Annotated in this window: 16 protein-coding genes; 2 read left to right on the top strand and 14 right to left on the bottom strand. The window is 39.9% G+C overall.

What is annotated here, in order from left to right; all coding sequences use genetic code 11:
• Positions 1 to 221: 221 nt before the first annotated feature.
• The 14 genes from BQ2679_RS02500 to nrdR all read right to left on the bottom strand — a co-directional run bounded on the left by BQ2679_RS02500 (position 222) and on the right by nrdR (position 15,713).
• The gene (locus BQ2679_RS02500; RefSeq protein WP_006154562.1) at positions 222 to 707 is read right to left on the bottom strand and encodes an acyl-CoA thioesterase; all 486 of its coding nucleotides are present in this window, start codon (positions 705 to 707) and stop codon (positions 222 to 224) included.
• A 289-nt stretch (positions 708 to 996) separates the two neighbouring features.
• The gene (gene recG, locus BQ2679_RS02495) at positions 997 to 3,012 is read right to left on the bottom strand and encodes an ATP-dependent DNA helicase RecG (protein WP_075565837.1); all 2,016 of its coding nucleotides are present in this window, start codon (positions 3,010 to 3,012) and stop codon (positions 997 to 999) included.
• A gap of 23 nt (positions 3,013 to 3,035) precedes the next feature.
• The gene (gene alr / locus BQ2679_RS02490; protein WP_075565835.1) at positions 3,036 to 4,139 is read right to left on the bottom strand and encodes an alanine racemase; all 1,104 of its coding nucleotides are present in this window, start codon (positions 4,137 to 4,139) and stop codon (positions 3,036 to 3,038) included.
• Positions 4,129 to 4,491, bottom strand: a complete 363-nt coding sequence (acpS, locus tag BQ2679_RS02485) for a holo-ACP synthase (RefSeq protein ID WP_142324039.1) — start codon at positions 4,489 to 4,491, stop codon at positions 4,129 to 4,131. Before acpS ends, alr begins: the two co-directional genes overlap by 11 nt.
• Positions 4,492 to 4,536: 45 nt before the next feature.
• The gene (locus BQ2679_RS02480; protein ID WP_075565831.1) at positions 4,537 to 5,568 is read right to left on the bottom strand and encodes a 3-deoxy-7-phosphoheptulonate synthase; all 1,032 of its coding nucleotides are present in this window, start codon (positions 5,566 to 5,568) and stop codon (positions 4,537 to 4,539) included.
• Position 5,569: 1 nt separating this feature from the next.
• Positions 5,570 to 6,601: a 3-deoxy-7-phosphoheptulonate synthase gene (locus BQ2679_RS02475; protein ID WP_075565829.1), complete on the bottom strand. Its 1,032-nt coding sequence runs from the start codon at positions 6,599 to 6,601 to the stop codon at positions 5,570 to 5,572.
• A gap of 83 nt (positions 6,602 to 6,684) precedes the next feature.
• A complete protein-coding gene (gene secA / locus BQ2679_RS02470; protein ID WP_075565821.1) occupies positions 6,685 to 9,195 on the bottom strand; it encodes a preprotein translocase subunit SecA in 2,511 nt (836 codons plus the stop codon).
• A 275-nt stretch (positions 9,196 to 9,470) separates the two neighbouring features.
• The gene (locus BQ2679_RS02465; RefSeq protein WP_075565818.1) at positions 9,471 to 10,061 is read right to left on the bottom strand and encodes a LemA family protein; all 591 of its coding nucleotides are present in this window, start codon (positions 10,059 to 10,061) and stop codon (positions 9,471 to 9,473) included.
• Positions 10,062 to 10,108: 47 nt separating this feature from the next.
• Positions 10,109 to 10,945 (bottom strand): TPM domain-containing protein, encoded by an 837-nt coding sequence (locus BQ2679_RS02460; protein WP_075565811.1) that lies wholly within the window; start codon positions 10,943 to 10,945, stop codon positions 10,109 to 10,111.
• 193 nt (positions 10,946 to 11,138) lie between these two features.
• Positions 11,139 to 12,449 (bottom strand): ribosome biogenesis GTPase Der, encoded by a 1,311-nt coding sequence (gene der, locus BQ2679_RS02455; RefSeq protein WP_075565809.1) that lies wholly within the window; start codon positions 12,447 to 12,449, stop codon positions 11,139 to 11,141.
• 13 nt (positions 12,450 to 12,462) lie between these two features.
• Entirely contained in the window at positions 12,463 to 13,176 is a 714-nt protein-coding gene (locus tag BQ2679_RS02450; RefSeq protein WP_075565807.1) for an NADPH-dependent oxidoreductase, read from the bottom strand.
• Positions 13,173 to 14,069, bottom strand: a complete 897-nt coding sequence (gene dnaI, locus BQ2679_RS02445; RefSeq protein WP_075565804.1) for a primosomal protein DnaI — start codon at positions 14,067 to 14,069, stop codon at positions 13,173 to 13,175. The genes BQ2679_RS02450 and dnaI overlap by 4 nt, the downstream gene beginning before the upstream one ends.
• Complete coding sequence (locus tag BQ2679_RS02440; RefSeq protein WP_075565802.1) at positions 14,070 to 15,239, bottom strand: replication initiation and membrane attachment family protein; 1,170 nt, start codon at positions 15,237 to 15,239, stop codon at positions 14,070 to 14,072.
• A complete protein-coding gene (gene nrdR / locus BQ2679_RS02435) occupies positions 15,240 to 15,713 on the bottom strand; it encodes a transcriptional regulator NrdR (RefSeq protein WP_004250782.1) in 474 nt (157 codons plus the stop codon).
• Positions 15,714 to 15,852: 139 nt separating this feature from the next.
• On the opposite strand from nrdR, the gene BQ2679_RS02430 reads away from it, so the two are divergent.
• Both BQ2679_RS02430 and BQ2679_RS02425 read left to right on the top strand, forming a co-directional pair.
• Positions 15,853 to 16,218: a GntR family transcriptional regulator gene (locus BQ2679_RS02430; RefSeq protein WP_075565800.1), complete on the top strand. Its 366-nt coding sequence runs from the start codon at positions 15,853 to 15,855 to the stop codon at positions 16,216 to 16,218.
• Between the two features lie 3 nt (positions 16,219 to 16,221).
• Entirely contained in the window at positions 16,222 to 16,917 is a 696-nt protein-coding gene (locus BQ2679_RS02425) for an ABC transporter ATP-binding protein (RefSeq protein ID WP_075565798.1), read from the top strand.
• The last annotated feature ends 13 nt before the right edge of the window (positions 16,918 to 16,930 follow it).

Below are 16,930 nucleotides of genomic sequence, written 5' to 3'. Positions count from 1 at the left end.
CCTTGTTTTTGCAACCGTTATCATAACTGTATCACATCTAGAAATGCAATGCAAGAATGACCCTAAATCAGAAAGTTTTTTTAGGTTATTTTTTCATTTCAAGTTAGACTAAAAGTAGTTTCAAGTAGACTCTTTCTTAAAAATCTGTGATTAATTTTCAGTTTATATCGCACAACTAAAAGTGAGAGCAAATCCTTGCTCTCACTAGCTTATCTATACGTTTACATGTTGTCCTTAACTGCTACGGCAACCATTTTAGCTTTTGCACGCACTTTACCTGCCACTGACATTTCCATAGAAACGATGGCTTTTCTTTCCCCTAGTTCCTCCAATGTTGAAGTAACGACAATCTCATCGTCAATTGGGGTTGGGCTGAGATAATCAACTTCTAAATGAGCTGTGATGAAGCGTCCGATAACTGTTTCGGCTGTCAATTCCAAACCCTTTTGATGATGAGCAAACCATGCAGCAGACGCTGTTCCATGACAGTCAAAAATCACAGCAATCATGCCACCAAATAGATTTGCAGGGACACCTCCTGTATACTGCTGGTCTACCTTGATACGACTAATGCAGCTTGTGCCCTCTACACTTGGATAAGTTTTCAAATGCAATCCTAAATCATTCTTAGGTCCACAACCCCAACAGTGTTGAAATCTTTCCCCATATGTATCCTGAATTGCAACATTTCTTGTCTCTAATGTCATGCGAACTCCTTTCAGAAGTGTATTGATTCGTTTTCTTCATTATAGCAACCTTTACCACAATAGTAAATAGACTAGTCCGATAATTATTTTAATTCCTAGTCTAAGCTCACTTTATAGAAAAAAAGCGTTTCCGCTCTTTTTCTTAGTATTTAGGAGAAGGTACTTGTTTCACTTGAAATGTTTTTTAATCATTTACCTTAATCATCATATGAGAGTCCTCATTTCTTTTTGATGATTCTAGTATAGGCGCTTTATCTAAAACATACCTTATAGTTTTCTTAGAAAATGCTTAATCTAAATGTTCTTTCTTTTGTAGATTCAGAGCTATTATATACCACTCTGGATCCTCTTGCCAGTTAGGGAGGGAGCTGATATAGCTAGCAACCTTACGAGCTTCCTCAAGAATTGGGAAGTCTTCGATAATATCTGCAACTTGAAACTCTGGTAAACCTGATTGTCTAGTTCCAAATATTTCACCAGAACCTCGTATTTTCAAATCTTCCTCAGCAAGGACAAAGCCATTAGTAGTCTCTGTCATAATTCTCATGCGATCCTTACCTGAATCTGTCTTGGGATTAGCTACAAGAACAGCATATGACTGTTTATGCCCCCGACCAACTCGACCTCTGAGCTGATGGAGTTGACTAAGCCCAAAACGGTCGGCATCCATGATAATCATGACTGTCGCATTTGGGACATTGACACCAACTTCGATAACCGTTGTCGAAACAAGAGTATCAGTTTTCTTCTCTTTAAATTCTTGCATAATCTGGTCTTTTTCATCACTTTTCATCTTACCATGTAAGAGGGCTACTCTTGCCTTACCAGAAAAATGAACCGTCAATTCTTCCGATAAAGCAATAGCGTTTTTCAAATCAAGAGCTTCAGACTCCTCAATCAATGGAGAAATAACATAAGCTTGAGAACCTGTCTGAATTTCTCCCTCTAGCCAAGTCAAAACCTGAGGCAGTTGCTCATGTTTAATCCAACGCGTGATAATCGGTTTTCGACCTTCTGGCATCTGGTCAATAAGGGACACATCCATATCTCCAAAAGCTGTGATAGCCAGAGTACGTGGTATAGGGGTCGCCGTCATCATGAGGACATCAGGATTGTCTCCTTTTTCTCGCAGGATGCGCCTTTGACCTACACCAAAGCGGTGTTGCTCATCAATAATAATCAAACCCAGCCTAGCGTAATCTACACCATCTTGAATCAGGGCATGGGTTCCGATAATAAAATCAATTTCACCTTTGCCAATCTTTTCCAAAACTTGGCGCTTTTCTCCAACTTTTAAAGAGCCTGTCAAAAGAGCTAGTCTTAAATCCGGAAATAGTTCCTGTAAACTCTCAAAGTGCTGTTCAGCCAAAATCTCTGTTGGAACCATTAGAGCAGCCTGGTAGCCTGCTGTCACAGCAGCATACATAGCTAACCCTGCAACAACTGTCTTACCACTGCCGACATCCCCTTGTAGAAGGCGATTCATATGACGGTCAGAATTCATATCAGTCAAAATTTCTTGCAAACTTTTTTCCTGAGCTGGGGTTAAGGCAAAAGGCAGATCTCCCCTTGCTTTTTCTAATTTTTCACGAGACCAGTTTATGACTAGACCACTTCCATGAACCATATTTTCTGATTTTAGGGTTTGCAATTGCATTTGGAAATAGAAAAGTTCCTCAAACTTAATCCGACGAAGGGCTTGACGATAATCCGCCAAATCCTTTGGAAAATGCATGGCACGCACAGCTTGTCCACGTGGCATAAGCTTGTATTTATCAAGCAATGTTTGAGGAAGATTCTCCTCAAGCAAGAGATCCAATCCCTGATCAAAGGCTGTCTTAATCACTTTAACCAATCCCGTCTGACTAACTCCTTGAGCCAAACGATAGACTGGTTGCAGATCATCCTCCACCTGAGCCAAAACCTTCATACCGGTGAGACTAGCCTTGGCACGATCCCATTTCCCAAAAACCGCTAGTGTCGCACCAAGCTCTATCTTATCTGCTAGATAGGGTTGATTGAAAAAATTGACCGCAAAAACGACTTCTCCCTGTTTCATACTAAAACGTAGTCGATTTCGTTTAAATCCGTAATATTGAACACTAGCTGGAGTTACAACTTGACCAGAAAGAACTGCCTTTTCTCCATCCTCTAGTTCTAAAACCTGCTTGCTCTTGAAATCTTCATAACGAAAAGGAAAGTAGAGCAAAAGGTCCTGCAGATTTTCAATACCTAATTTGGCATACTTCTCTGCTGATTTTGGTCCCACTCCAGGCAAGACATGCAAGGGTTGGTGTAAATTCATCCTACTCTCCTTTCCTTCTGTTCTTAATAATATTCTCTCGGGATACGATCACTTAGGAGACAAACAACTTCATAATTGATAGTTCCTCGATAGGTCGCTACATCTGTTGTCGTAATTTCCTTATCACCATTTGAACCAATTAAAGTCACCTTCGTTCCCAATGGATAAATATAAGGTAGACGAATGGTTATTTGATCCATAGATACTCGGCCAACAATAGGGCACAATTGTCCATCCACCAAAACTGAAGAATTCTGCATATCCCTTGTCCATCCATCAGCATAGCCAATTGGCAAAGTAGCAATCACTTGTTCACTATCAGCTTCATACGTAGCCCCATAGCCTACACAAGCACCCGCTGGAAGAGTTTTTACATGTACAATAGCAGACTCCAAACTTAAAGCTGGGATTAAATCATAGGGTAAAGACAAAACTTTTCCACTAGGATTGAGCCCATACATGGCGTCTCCCATACGGACTGCATTGAAAATTGTTTCTGCATGCCAAAGAGTCGTTGCCGAGTTGCTAGCATGAATTAGTTCTGGTAAGTTTTTAAATTCAGCTAAAATAGCTTTGAAACACTTCAATTGTTGGTCAAAGTAGGCCTCAGACTGCTCATCTGCTGTCGCAAAGTGAGTAAAAATCCCTTCAACATAAGCTCCATGTTCTTGAAGTAAAAATTGGGCTTCTCGAGCTTCACTTGCATCTCTAAAACCAATTCGTCCCATCCCTGAATCGACTTTTAAGTGGATTTTTAAACCAGATAAATCTGATTGACTAGCTAACAAAGTACGAACCCACTCCAAACCAGCTACTGTCAAGGTAATATCAAAATCCTTAGCCAATGAAAAAGATTCAACCTCAGATACTCCCAAAATAAGAATTTTCTTAGCGATACCTGCCTGACGGAGTTCGATGGCTTCATCAATATTTGACACACAAAAGCCATCTACACCATCCTGGATAGCTCTTGCAACAGCTATCGCTCCATGTCCATAGGCATTGGCTTTCACAACCGCCCATTTGAGGGTGCCTTTAGGAATGTGTGCTCCCATTTGTTGAATATTGTAGCGGATTGCTCCTAGATTGATCAATGCCTTTGTCGGTCTATGTGGACTAGTTTTCATGATTTTCCTCCAAAATAACACTAGCTGTCACAAACTGTTCTGTATGGCTAATCGATAACCAAACATTTCCTGAAAATGGGGATTTGCTGAAGTAAGGAGCTCCCTTCTCATTGTTCAAAACTTCCAAATCCTGAAAGCCTAGCTTCCCAATTCCCGTTCCCATAGCCTTTGAGAAAGCCTCTTTAGCTGACCAACGACCAGCCAAATATTCGACTTGTCTGCGACCTTTGAGACTGGCAAAGTGCAACATTTCCTTGTCTGTCAAGACACGCTGCGCAAAACCTTCTCTTTTTTCAACTGCATTTTGTATAGAAGCTAATTCTTCAATATCGATTCCATATCCAAGTATCATTTTTATCAAAAAGAGTTGAGATCCCCCCAACTCCATCCTTTTCTCTTATTTTATTAAAGTAGCATAAATTTCTTCGATTAAGGCTTCTGTTTTTTCCCAGCCCAAGCAAGGGTCTGTAATGGAACATCCAAAAATTTCAGGCTGATTTTGACGTCCATCTTCGAGGTAAGACTCAATCATGAAACCACGAACTGTTTTCTTGATTTTTTCATTCCATTCACGATTCAAAAGACTTTGTCGAACAATACGAATTTGTTCTAGGTATTTTTTACCTGAATTATCATGATTAGTATCAATAATAATAAATGGATTTTCTAAACCCATCTCCTCATAGCCTTCAATAGAGTCTAGTAAGGTCTCATAATAAAAGTTGGGTTTGTTGTCCCCATACTCATTTAGGCCACCTCTAAGAATGACATGTGACAAAGGATTTCCTGAAGTCTCTACTTCTTGTCCGTGGTAGAGGAAAGTTTGCTTATTTTGCGCTGCATAGATAGCATTAAACATAACAGCTAGATTACCAGATGTTGGATTTTTCATGCCGACTGGAGCATCAATACCTGATGCTACAAAACGATGTTCCTGATCCTCAACCGACCGAGCTCCCACCGCATGATAGCTTACCAAATCATCAACCATCACTAAATTTGATGGATAGAGCATTTCATCTGCCGTTGTCAATCCTGTCTCTGTAATAACCCGATAATGAAGGTGACGAACTGCCTGTAATCCATTGATTAAACTTGGTGCTTTTGATGTATCTGGCTGATGAACCAATCCCTTATAGCCATCCCCATTAGTCCGAGGTTTGGCTGTGTATACACGCATGACCATAAAGATTTTATCGGCTACTTTTTGCTGCAATCGAGATAAGCGACGAGCATACTCTAAAACAGCTTCTTCATTATCCGACGAGCATGGTCCTAATATCAATAAAAGACGGTCATCCTTACCAGCAATAATATTTGCCAATTCCTGATCACGCTTATTCTTATGATGCAAGGCTTCAGCAGATAGCTGTGTATCAGCCTTTAACGATTGAATATCGATTTCTTGACCTTTTTCGATAAATACCATCTTATTCTCCTAGTGTTTGGTAGATTTCTCGAACTAGAGTTTCTGTTTTCTCCCAACCAAGGCAAGGATCTGTGATAGATTTCCCAAAGACCTCTGGCTCATTTTGACGTCCATCTTCTAAATAGGATTCAATCATGAAACCACGTACATATTTTTTAATCTTTTCATTCCAAGCTCGGTTGATTAAGGTTTGGCGAACAATACGAATCTGTTCTAGATATTTCTTACCTGAGTTATCATGGTTGGTATCAATAACAATAAACGGATTTTCCAAGCCCATTTCTTCATACTGAGCAATAGTATCTAGTAAATTATCATAGTAGTAGTTAGGGATGTTTTTCCCGTATTCATTAAGGGCTCCACGAAGGATAGCGTGAGACAGAGGATTACCCGTAGTCTCTACTTCCTTTCCTAAGAAAAGGAAGCTCTGCTTATTCTGAGCAGCATAAATACCATTGAACATAACATTTAAATTTCCTGAAGTTGGATTTTTAAATCCTGTCGAGAAATCAGCTCCACTGGCTACAAAACGGTGCTGTTGATCCTCTACCGATCGTGCACCAACTGCCATATAAGAAATCAAGTCATCCACCAGAGGAAGATTTTCTGGATAAAGCATTTCATCTGCTGTTGTCATCCCTGTTTCTGTGATAACACGATAATGAAGTTGACGAACTGCCTTAATCCCATTAATAAGACTTGGAGCTTCCTTAGCATTTGGCTGATGGATCAAGCCCTTATAGCCGTCACCGTTAGTACGAGGCTTAGCTGTATAGACACGCATAACCATAAAGACACGATCTTTGACTTCTTCTTGTAAGGCTGACAAGCGTTTAGCGTATTCAATTACGGCATCTTCATTATCAGATGAACATGGTCCAATTACTAACAAAACACGTTGATCTTCTCCACGAATAATAGCTTCTAACTCTTGATCTCGTTGCATTTTTTTAGTCAGTGCTTTGCCTTCTAATTTAGATACACTACGAACTTCTTCTATATTTATTTTAGGACTTCTAGCTGTAAATACCATAACTCGTCTCCTTATAAAGCAAACGGACGCCGAGCAAAAATTTACTTTTCACTATGCATCCGCCTAAAAATTATTCAGTCTAATTATTTTTTCCCGTGACAGTTTTTAAACTTCTTACCTGAACCACATGGGCATAAGTCGTTGCGTTTCACTTGACTTAAGTCCAAATCATCTGGAAGATTTGTCTGCTTAGCTGCAATGTTTCGGGTAGCTGTAGTACTGATATGACGTTCCGCTTGAGGACGTTCTTGTTCATGAATTTGAGCTTTCATCATCAATCGAGTAACATCAAATTCAATTGATCCAATCATATCATTAAACATACGGAAACCTTCCGCTTGGTATTCTACAACTGGGTTATTCTGAGCATAACCACGAAGCCCAACAGCATTACGTAACTGGTCAAGCGCATCGATATGGTCTGTCCATTTACTGTCCACAACACGCAGAATCAATACTTTTTGGAATTCCTTAACAGCTTCCTCGTCACGTAATTTAGCTACTTGGCTATCATATACTTCCAAGGCACGTTTGTATAGCTCATCCTTAATAGCTTGATCAGATAAACCAGTAAGGTCTTCAAGGGAAATCGAGTTCTCTGGGAGCAAGTTATACTTAGCAAAATTAAGAATTGCTTCCAATTTTTCTTCTTGCTTAGCACGAGCATGATTGTCGACAATACGGTTGATTGTACGCTTAATCATAGCGTGAATTTCTGGAGCAAGATCTCGATCAGCAGTGATAACATCATGACGTTGAGCGTAGATAATCTCACGTTGCTCACGCATAACATCATCATATTGAAGGACTTGTTTACGAGTATCGTAGTTATTTCCTTCAACTCGTTTTTGGGCTGCTTCCACTTGACGAGTCAACATACGTGATTCGATAGCTTCGTCAGACATGTTAAGACGTTCAAATACACCTTTCAAACGTTCTGAACCAAAGCGTTTCATCAAATCATCTTCAAGAGATAAGTAGAATTGAGATTCACCTGGATCTCCTTGACGTCCTGAACGACCACGAAGCTGGTTATCAATACGGCGACTCTCATGTCGCTCTGTACCGATAACACAAAGTCCACCAAGCTCACGAACTCCTTCGCCAAGCTTAATGTCGGTACCACGTCCAGCCATGTTGGTTGCAATCGTAACTGCACCACGTTGACCAGCGTTCATAATGATTTGCGCTTCTTTGTAGTGATTCTTAGCATTCAAAACTTCGTGAGGAATACCTGCAGCTACTAATTTCTTAGAAAGGAAATCACTGGTTTCAACCGAAACAGTACCTACCAAGACTGGTTGACCTTTTTGGTAACGAGCCTTAACGTCTTCAACTACAGCCTTAAATTTCGCATCGAGGCTAGCATAAAGAAGGTCAGAGTGGTCAATACGTTGGATAGGACGGTTAGTTGGAATTGGAATAACGCGAATGTTATAGATTTCACGGAATTCTTCTTCTTCTGTCTTACCAGTACCAGTCATACCAGCCAATTTCTTATACATACGGAATAAGTTTTGGTATGTAATAGATGCAGAAGTCTTCGTTTCATCTTGGATTGGCACACCTTCCTTCGCTTCAATCGCTTGGTGTAATCCATCTGAATAACGACGACCTTCCATGGTACGTCCTGTAAATTGATCGACAATCAAGATTTCTTGTTCTTCACTAACCACATAGTCAATATCTAATGTCATAATGTAGTTGGCACGAAGAGCGTTGTCGATAAAGTGAGTAAGAGCTACGTTTTCAATATCGTAGAGGTTTTCTAGCTTAAAGTAGTCTTCAGCCTTATCAATCCCTGAATCAGACAAACCGATTGTTTTAGATTGGATATCAATAATATAATCTTCTTTATCCAATGACTTAACAAAGTAGTCTGCCATATGATATAGTTGGCTTGTCTCAACTGCATTCGCACCTGAAACAATCAATGGTGTTCTAGCTTCGTCAATCAAGATTGAGTCAACCTCATCGACCAAGGCATAGTTGAGCGGACGTTGAACCATGTTTTCCGCACGAACAACCATGTTGTCACGAAGATAGTCAAAACCAATTTCAGAGTTTGTCGAATAAGTGATATCACAAAGGTAAGCTTCTTTTTTCTCCATCGGAGATTTAGCTGCCAAGTTGATACCTACTGAAAGACCAAGCCAAGAGTATAGTTCACCCATTTCAGTAGCGTCACGTTCTGTTAGGTACTCGTTGACTGTAACTACGTGTACTCCCTGGCCAGCTAAGGCATTAAGATAAACAGGCATAGTCGCTGTCAAGGTTTTACCCTCACCAGTACGCATTTCTGGAACGTCACCATGGTGAAGAACGATACCACCCATAACCTGAACCTTATATGGGAAGAGACCAAGGACACGCTTAGCACCTTCACGAACAACCGCAAATGCTTCATACAAGAGCTGATCTAACGTTTCACCATTTTGATAACGTTGCTTAAACTCCTCCGTTTTCGCTTGAAGCTGCTCATCTGTCATTGCAGCCATCTCGTCTTCGTATTTCAAAACCTTGTCAGCCATCTTTTCAAGACGACGAAGTTCACCTTTATCATTTTCAATGATTGTTTTTAGTAAATTTGCCATTTTTTTCCTTACTTCGAATTATTAATATTTTAAAACGTTCTTTTCATTGTAACATATTCACCAATCTTTTTCAACAATGAATATATCTTTATAAGCAGAAAAAAAGGTTGATTTTATTGCCTTTTTTAGCATTTTTTTGTCTTTTAGCCCCACTTTTATTTAAACCTAGCTTTCATATAAAAATCTTTCTAATTTTTCCTCACCTCAATTACTTTTTTTGCAAAAAAACCTAGAACAAATATTCTAGGTTTTTGATTTATTTATTGACATACGATCTATCGCGATGAAGAATTGCTAAAATCAACCTTAGGAGCTGTCTTAGCTTCTTCACTTTCTTTAAAGGTTTCTGCCTCTTTAAAGTTCATCATATTAGCGAAAAGAACTGTTGGGAAGCTTCTTAAGTTTTGATTGTATTCTGTTGCCACTTTGTTGTAATCCTTGCGGGCTACAAAGATACGATTTTCACTTCCAGCCAGTTCTGTCATGAGTTGTTCCACATTTTGATTGCTCTTGAGTTCTGGATAATTTTCTGTTAGCGATATTAAACGTGAAATAGCTGAACTCAACTCTCCTTGAGCCTCTTGATTTTCTTTTGAAGTTACGGAGCCATTCCCAATCTTAGCTCTTGCTTCTGCAATCTTGGTAAAAACTTCTGTTTCATGGTTCATTTGTCCTTTGACAGACTCCACAAGATTTCCAATAAGATCTGACCGTCGTTGAAGGGCAGTAGCCACATCTGCTTGTGCTTGTTCCACCTTGCTTTGTTCGGAAACAAGGCCATTATAAGTGCCTACTATTGAGCATCCTCCTAGCAAGATAATAGCCAGTAAAATACTCAATACATAAATAATTCCTTTATTTTTCATATCTAAACCTACTCATTTCTATAAAATTTTAATACAACGGAAAAGAATTACCAACTATCAGATGAGCCTCCACCATCAAAACCTCCACCATCCCAGCTGCTAGACGAGTCTGAGCTTGACCAGGAAGATCCTGAATCGGATGAGTCACTATACCACCAGCCTCCACCAGATGAGTCACCGTCGCTACCGCCTCCACCTCTGATAATGGCAATAATGACTCCTATGAAATATATCCCCGTCAAAAACAGAAAGAAATCTTTCAAGGGATCTTTTCTTTGATGGCGACTTGATGCACTGTTTCTGTCTCGATTAGATTTTTTACCACTGATGCTTTCAGAATAACGTTTGATTTTAGAGGAATCTTCATCAGATGAAATGCTTCCACTTCCTCTATAAAACTGATTGTCCAAACCTTTGGCAATCGCTAAAATTCCCTTACTATAGTCCCCAGCTTTAAAATCTGTACGGCTGGCTGCCAAGAGCTGCTTGGTTTGATAGTCCGTTATTCTAATGGCGGTGTTATTACTGGTTTCAATTCTTGATTTACGGTCTTGAACGGCTACTACAATGAGACTTCCAAAATTATCTCCTGAATAGCCAACCTTCCAAGCCCTGGCAGTTTCATTAGCCACTGTTTCAATGCTTTCTCCTTCTAGACTATCTACAATATAGACGCCTATTTGAAACTTTTCTGCCTTTTGACTATTGGCTTCATTCAAATCACGAATCTGAGTAACTACTTCCTCTGTCAAATAATGATTTGGGTCGTAAATACCATAATCTGGTTTTTCAGGTGCAGTAAATGCTGATAGGAAAAGAAATGCCATCAGCAAACCTAGCAAGCGTATGAACAAACTATTTTTTAATAATCTGTATGCTTTCATAATAACCTCCCTATATTAGGAAAATTGATTTAGAGAATTATAGCACTTTAAATTTTACAAAGAAAGTACGTTTCCATTACAAATCCGTGACAAAGACTAGGAAAATGATGTTATTTTGATGACAAATTCAACTCTAGTCTCCTGATGTCATTTCCAAAAAAGAAGGTCCAAGAACCTTCTTCTTTTTATCATTTTATTTTCGTTTTCTTGCGATCAGATGGATCGGTGTCCCTTCAAAGACGAAGGCCTTGCGGATTTGATTTTCCAAGAAACGCAAGTAAGAGAAGTGCATAAGTTCTTCTTCGTTGACAAAGATCACAAAGGTCGGTGGTTTGGTTGCCACTTGGGTAGCATAGAAAATCTTGAGGCGTTTCCCTTTATCAGTCGGTGTTGGATTGATGGCAATAGCATCCATAATGACATCATTCAAGACTGCTGATGGGATACGAGTGTTTTGACTCTCACTAATTTGCTTGATCATCTGAGGTAGTTTGTGGAGACGTTGCTTGGTCAAAGCCGAAACAAAGATAATCGGCGCGTAAGGCAAGTATTGGAACTGCTCGCGAATATCCTCTTCCCAGTTTTTCATGGTGTGGTTATCTTTTTCAAGAGTATCCCACTTATTGACTACAATAATCATCCCTTTACCAGCTTCGTGGGCAAATCCAGCGATACGCTTATCATACTCACGGATGCCTTCTTCGGCATTGAGGACCATCAAGACTACATCTGAACGGTCAATAGCTCGCATAGCACGCATGACTGAGTATTTCTCTGTGTTTTCATAGACTTTACCAGACTTACGCATACCTGCCGTATCTATCATGGTAAACTCTTGACCATCTTCATCTGTAAAATGCGTGTCGATAGCGTCACGAGTTGTACCAGCTACAGGACTAGCAATCACACGATCTTCTCCTAAAATGGCATTGATCAAGCTAGATTTTCCGACATTTGGACGTCCAATTAAGCTGAATTTAATGACATCCGGATTTTCTTCTTCGACTTCATGTGGGAGATTTTCCACGATAGCATCCAGTACATCCCCTGTCCCAATACCGTGTACAGACGAGATTGGTAGAGGTTCTCCCAAGCCAAGAGCGTAGAAATCATAGATATCATTTCGCATCTCAGGATTGTCTACCTTGTTGACTGCAAGGATGACTGGTTTATGAGTTTTGTAAAGTTTACGGGCTACGTATTCGTCTGCATCCGTGATTCCTTCTTTACCGGAAACTACAAAGACGATGACATCAGCCTCTTCCATGGCAATTTCTGCCTGGTGCTTGATTTGTTCCATAAATGGAGCATCAACGTCATCAATCCCTCCTGTATCAATCATACTGAAAGAACGGTTGAGCCATTCACCAGTAGCATAGATACGGTCCCGTGTTACTCCTTCGACATCTTCTACGATTGAGATGCGTTCCCCTGCAATACGGTTAAACAGGGTTGATTTCCCAACATTGGGACGTCCTACGATGGCAACAGTTGGTAAGGCCATGTTTTCTCACTTTCTACAATAACTTCTTCTGTTCAAGATTTTCTCTAGTCGAACTTGGTTCTGGATTACCGAATTGCTCTGCAAGACGTTGACTCCAAGTGGTAGTCGCACGCGCACCAGCATACTCAGCTTGTACACGATCATAAGCTTCAATTGCTTCCACTGACAATTCTTGATACTCTTCTTCAAAAACAAGCTGGTCAAGTGGCAATCTTGGTTTCACGTCATGTTTTTGATTAGGTACACCCAGTGCAATCCCAAAAACAGGATAAGTATAGTCAGGAAGCTTGAACAATTCTGCTAACTCAGCAGATTTGTAACGCACCAATCCAATAATTACCCCACCGTAACCTAGACTCTCTGCAGCCAGCAAAGTATTTTGCCCAGCAAGTGCAGCATCCACAGATGTAATCAAGAGACCTTCCACACCTTGTGGTTGAAAAGTATCTGTATGGAGACGAGCTCCTTTTTCTGCACGGTTTAGATCACCAACAAAGAGCAAGAATGCTGCTGATTGACGAATAGCTTCCTGAGGAACTAGTTCATACAGAGCATCTTTCTTCTCTTGACTTCTTACTAAAATCACTGAATAAGATTGGAAATTTTTCCAAGTTGAAGCCATTTGGGCAGCCTTCAAAATCTCATTCAAGTCCTCTTGAGGAATCTCTTGCTCCTTAAATCTGCGCACTGATGAGTGGCTTTGCATTAATTTAATCGTTTCTGTCATCGACGATTTTCTCCTTCTAATCTTGTTTCCTCTGCTAAATAACGGATACGCTCCATGACACGTCTAGCTTCCCAAGTTTCATCATTTCCGTTCTTGCCTTTTGCAAAATGTTTTTCCAAATCTTCAAAATTGAAGTTGGAAGTGAAAAAGGTCGGTAAATCTTCCTGCATACGATACTGAAGAATCACTTGCAAGATTTCATCACGGACCCACGGTGTTGATTGTTCAGCACCAATATCATCCAAAATCAAAACTTCAGCTTGCTTAATCTCATCCACCAAAGTCTTAACATTTCCATCACCAATAGCATTTTTGACATCAATAACAAAGCTCGGATAATGAAGAAGAGTTGATGAAACACCACGTTTTTCTGACAAGTCATGTGCTAGGGCAGCGACCATAAAGCTCTTTCCTACACCAAAGTCTCCATAAAGATAAAGACCTTTTCGTATGCTAGGAAAATCTTCAACAAAACCTAATAGTTTTTCAAAGACTGGTAGACGTCCTAAATCATCCAAATCAACTTGGGCTAAACTAGCTTTTTTAAGACTAGCTGGTAGATTGATCAGTCTTAGGCGGTTTTTAATAGCAGCTTCTTTTTCTGCAGCGATTAGTTCTGGAGTCTCTTCATAAGCGACATCTGCATATCCATGATTCATGACAAGGACTGGCTTATAACCTCGCGCCACATAGTCTGTATCTCCGCGAAGGAACTTATCACGCTCGGTGATATATTGGTTGAACTTAGAGATACTACGATTCAATTCCTCTTGACTGAGGGATTTCTTCTGGATAAAAGTCGCAACGTCAGGATCTTTCACGATTTGCTGGACTAAATCCTGATACTGAAAACGGCTTGGCTGACCTTTTAGCACGTCTCCTACACTTTCCATCTAGTCTCCTCCTTTTTCTAATCGGGCTAACATTTCTTTTTTCTTACGCTCTAATTCCAAACGAGTTTCTTCGCTTGTCTCATTCTTATATTCTGGATTGCTCCATTTAGGGACATTGGTTTTCACTGGAGCAGTCTTAGCTGATTTCTGCGCCTGTCCTTTTTGATTTTTCTCTCTGATTCGAAGCACAGCTTCCTCAGCAGAACGAATCTTGTTATAGGCGTAATCATTTGCTACCTTCATGGCATACTTTTCATTAAGATTAGCAGAATCAACTTTATTGAATGTCAAGAGCAAGACTACATTAATAACTTCATCAAGCAAGCCTAGGTCTGCCATCTGTTTTAGCAAATCACGTTCAGCCTGGATAATTCCAGCATTTCGGGTTTGTTTGATTCCCGCTAAAAATTCTAGGGCCGTTTTGCTTTTAGCTTCTCGGATAATGGTTGCTTCTTGAGGACTAAAATCCGACGAAACAGATTTTTGCGCTAATTTTTCACGCATGCGCTTGACAGAAATAACTTGTGAAACAGCTGTTCCTTTAGCTAACTGATAGGTTTCAAACCAGGTCCATTTTTTCTCATCAGCGATTTTAAATAACTCTAAAACATCTGACTGTTCATCTTGAAAACGGAGACCATCTCGAGCCATGAGCTGACGAAAATGCTCCAAATCAAAATCATTTTTAAAATCAGCTTTTACTGGTGTCTCATCATGACTAGCCAATTCTTCTATCTCTGGAAAGGCCTGACTCAAAGAAACCGTCAAAGCTTCTCCGTCTGCAGCCTCTTGACGTAAATCAGAAACTGCTGTATCGCCAATCCTTTTCTCCAACAAAGTACGATACACTGTATGACGCAAGAAGTCAGATTGAGAAAGTGTTGGATGAATAACAAGTTTATATCCATCTCCATTTTGGTAGAGTGTGACTAAGTTAAAAGCTGCTAAGATTTTAAAAGCCTTTAAGAGTCTGTCCATCCCAAAATTGAGGTGGTTGAGGATTGATGCAAAAAGGTGTTCTTTTTGTCCATCATCCCAAAAAGCTAAGGTATAAAGGTAAAGACTGAGCGCATCCTGACCGATAATCGGGAGGTAGCACTGCACCAGAGATATGGGATCTTGCGACACCCGATTATTCTTTAGAAAAGAAAAACGATCATTAGGCTTCATTTATTTTTCCTTTTTCTTCTTTGAAGATTGTGTAATTTGTTTGAGAAGATTTTCTAGCTCGCTCACATCTTTAAAACTACGATAGACACTAGCAAAACGTACGTAGGTGATTTCGTCTAGTTCAGCCAACTCTTCCATAACGAGAGAACCAATATCTTCACTTTGAATTTCATTATCATTTCGACTGAGGAGTTTTTGCTCGATACGATTGACGACCATCCCAATTTCATCACTAGAGACTGGACGTTTTTGGGCGGAGCGAATAATTCCGTTAAAGATTTTATCTCTTGAAAATTGTTCTCGAGTTCCATCTTTTTTGACAACTACCAGTGTTCTCTCTTCAACTCGTTCATAGGTTGTGAAACGATGTTGACACTCTTCGCACTCACGTCTTCTTCTGATAGTATTTCCTTCTTCAGCTTGACGACTGTCAATTACACTTGATTTTGTAGCGCCACATTTTGGACAACGCATGCTTTCCCCTCCTTGTCGTTTTCTTCTCATTATACCATTTTTTGAACAATTCCCAAAATAATTCTCCTTTTGGCTTGACAAGTTTTTTGTTTTGTTGTATTATTGAATTAACACAAGAGGAGGTAGAAAGGAGACCGCGATGTCTTGGACATTTGATAACAACAAACCCATCTATATGCAGATTATGGAGAAAATCAAATTACAAATTGTTTCCCATAAACTCGAACCCAACCAACAACTCCCGACTGTTAGAGAACTAGCTAGCGAAGCAGGAGTCAATCCTAACACTATCCAGCGTGCTCTATCTGAATTGGAGAGGGAAGGCTTCGTTTATTCCAAACGAACTTCCGGCCGCTTTGTCACGGAGGATTTGGACTTAATTCTCCAATCCCGAAAGCAACTTTCTGAAGAACAGTTGCAACAGTTTGTAACAGGCATGGTAGAATTTGGCTATAAAAAAGAAGAACTACCGACTGTTTTAAGAGATTATATTGAAGGAGTTTAAACTATGACCTTGTTAACTTTTGAAAATGTAACAAAATCCTATGGAGCAAGCCCTGCTCTCACAAATGTTTCCCTTGAAATTCCAGCTGGAAAAATCGTTGGCTTGCTTGGGCCTAACGGCTCTGGTAAGACAACCTTGATTAAACTCATCAACGGTTTACTTCAACCTGAACAAGGGCGTATTCTGATTAATGGTATGGAGCCAAGTCCAGCAACTAAAGCAATTGTTTCTTACCTACCTGATACGACCTACCTTAACGATCAAATGAAAGTCAAAGAGGCTCTCACCTATTTCAAGACTTTCTACCAAGATTTCAACTTGGAACGTGCGCAGCAACTACTAAATGACCTTGGAATTGACCAAAATAGTCGTTTCAAAAAACTCTCAAAAGGGAACAAAGAAAAGGTTCAGTTGATCCTAGTCATGAGTCGGGATGCTCGTTTGTATATCCTTGATGAACCAATCGGTGGTGTCGATCCTGCTGCACGCGACTATATCCTAAATACTATCATCAACAACTACTCCCCAACTTCGACTGTCTTAATTTCAACACACTTGATTTCAGATATCGAGCCTATCTTAGACGAAATTATCTTCCTCAAGGATGGAAAAGTCGTTCGTCAAGGAAATGTTGATGATATTCGTTATGAGTCAGGTGAGTCAATCGACCAACTCTTCCGTCATGAATTCAAAGCCTAGATAAAGGAGATTA

Source organism: Streptococcus timonensis (assembly GCF_900095845.1).
Lineage (GTDB): Bacteria > Bacillota > Bacilli > Lactobacillales > Streptococcaceae > Streptococcus > Streptococcus timonensis.
The sequence above is the reverse complement of the archived record's forward strand: the minus strand, read 5'-3'. Positions and strand labels throughout refer to the sequence as shown.

Excerpts from the sequence above, each read along its gene's own strand:
- BQ2679_RS02500 (WP_006154562.1), bottom strand. The coding sequence starts at position 707 with ATGACATTAGAGACAAGAAATGTTGCAATTCAGGATACATATGGGGAA.
- recG (WP_075565837.1), bottom strand. The coding sequence starts at position 3,012 with ATGAATTTACACCAACCCTTGCATGTCTTGCCTGGAGTGGGACCAAAA.
- alr (WP_075565835.1), bottom strand. The coding sequence starts at position 4,139 with ATGAAAACTAGTCCACATAGACCGACAAAGGCATTGATCAATCTAGGA.
- acpS (WP_142324039.1), bottom strand. The coding sequence starts at position 4,491 with ATGATACTTGGATATGGAATCGATATTGAAGAATTAGCTTCTATACAA.
- BQ2679_RS02480 (WP_075565831.1), bottom strand. The coding sequence starts at position 5,568 with ATGGTATTTATCGAAAAAGGTCAAGAAATCGATATTCAATCGTTAAAG.
- BQ2679_RS02475 (WP_075565829.1), bottom strand. The coding sequence starts at position 6,601 with ATGGTATTTACAGCTAGAAGTCCTAAAATAAATATAGAAGAAGTTCGT.
- secA (WP_075565821.1), bottom strand. The coding sequence starts at position 9,195 with ATGGCAAATTTACTAAAAACAATCATTGAAAATGATAAAGGTGAACTT.
- BQ2679_RS02465 (WP_075565818.1), bottom strand. The coding sequence starts at position 10,061 with ATGAAAAATAAAGGAATTATTTATGTATTGAGTATTTTACTGGCTATT.
- BQ2679_RS02460 (WP_075565811.1), bottom strand. The coding sequence starts at position 10,945 with ATGAAAGCATACAGATTATTAAAAAATAGTTTGTTCATACGCTTGCTA.
- der (WP_075565809.1), bottom strand. The coding sequence starts at position 12,449 with ATGGCCTTACCAACTGTTGCCATCGTAGGACGTCCCAATGTTGGGAAA.
- BQ2679_RS02450 (WP_075565807.1), bottom strand. The coding sequence starts at position 13,176 with ATGACAGAAACGATTAAATTAATGCAAAGCCACTCATCAGTGCGCAGA.
- dnaI (WP_075565804.1), bottom strand. The coding sequence starts at position 14,069 with ATGGAAAGTGTAGGAGACGTGCTAAAAGGTCAGCCAAGCCGTTTTCAG.
- BQ2679_RS02440 (WP_075565802.1), bottom strand. The coding sequence starts at position 15,239 with ATGAAGCCTAATGATCGTTTTTCTTTTCTAAAGAATAATCGGGTGTCG.
- nrdR (WP_004250782.1), bottom strand. The coding sequence starts at position 15,713 with ATGCGTTGTCCAAAATGTGGCGCTACAAAATCAAGTGTAATTGACAGT.
- BQ2679_RS02430 (WP_075565800.1), top strand. The coding sequence starts at position 15,853 with ATGTCTTGGACATTTGATAACAACAAACCCATCTATATGCAGATTATG.
- BQ2679_RS02425 (WP_075565798.1), top strand. The coding sequence starts at position 16,222 with ATGACCTTGTTAACTTTTGAAAATGTAACAAAATCCTATGGAGCAAGC.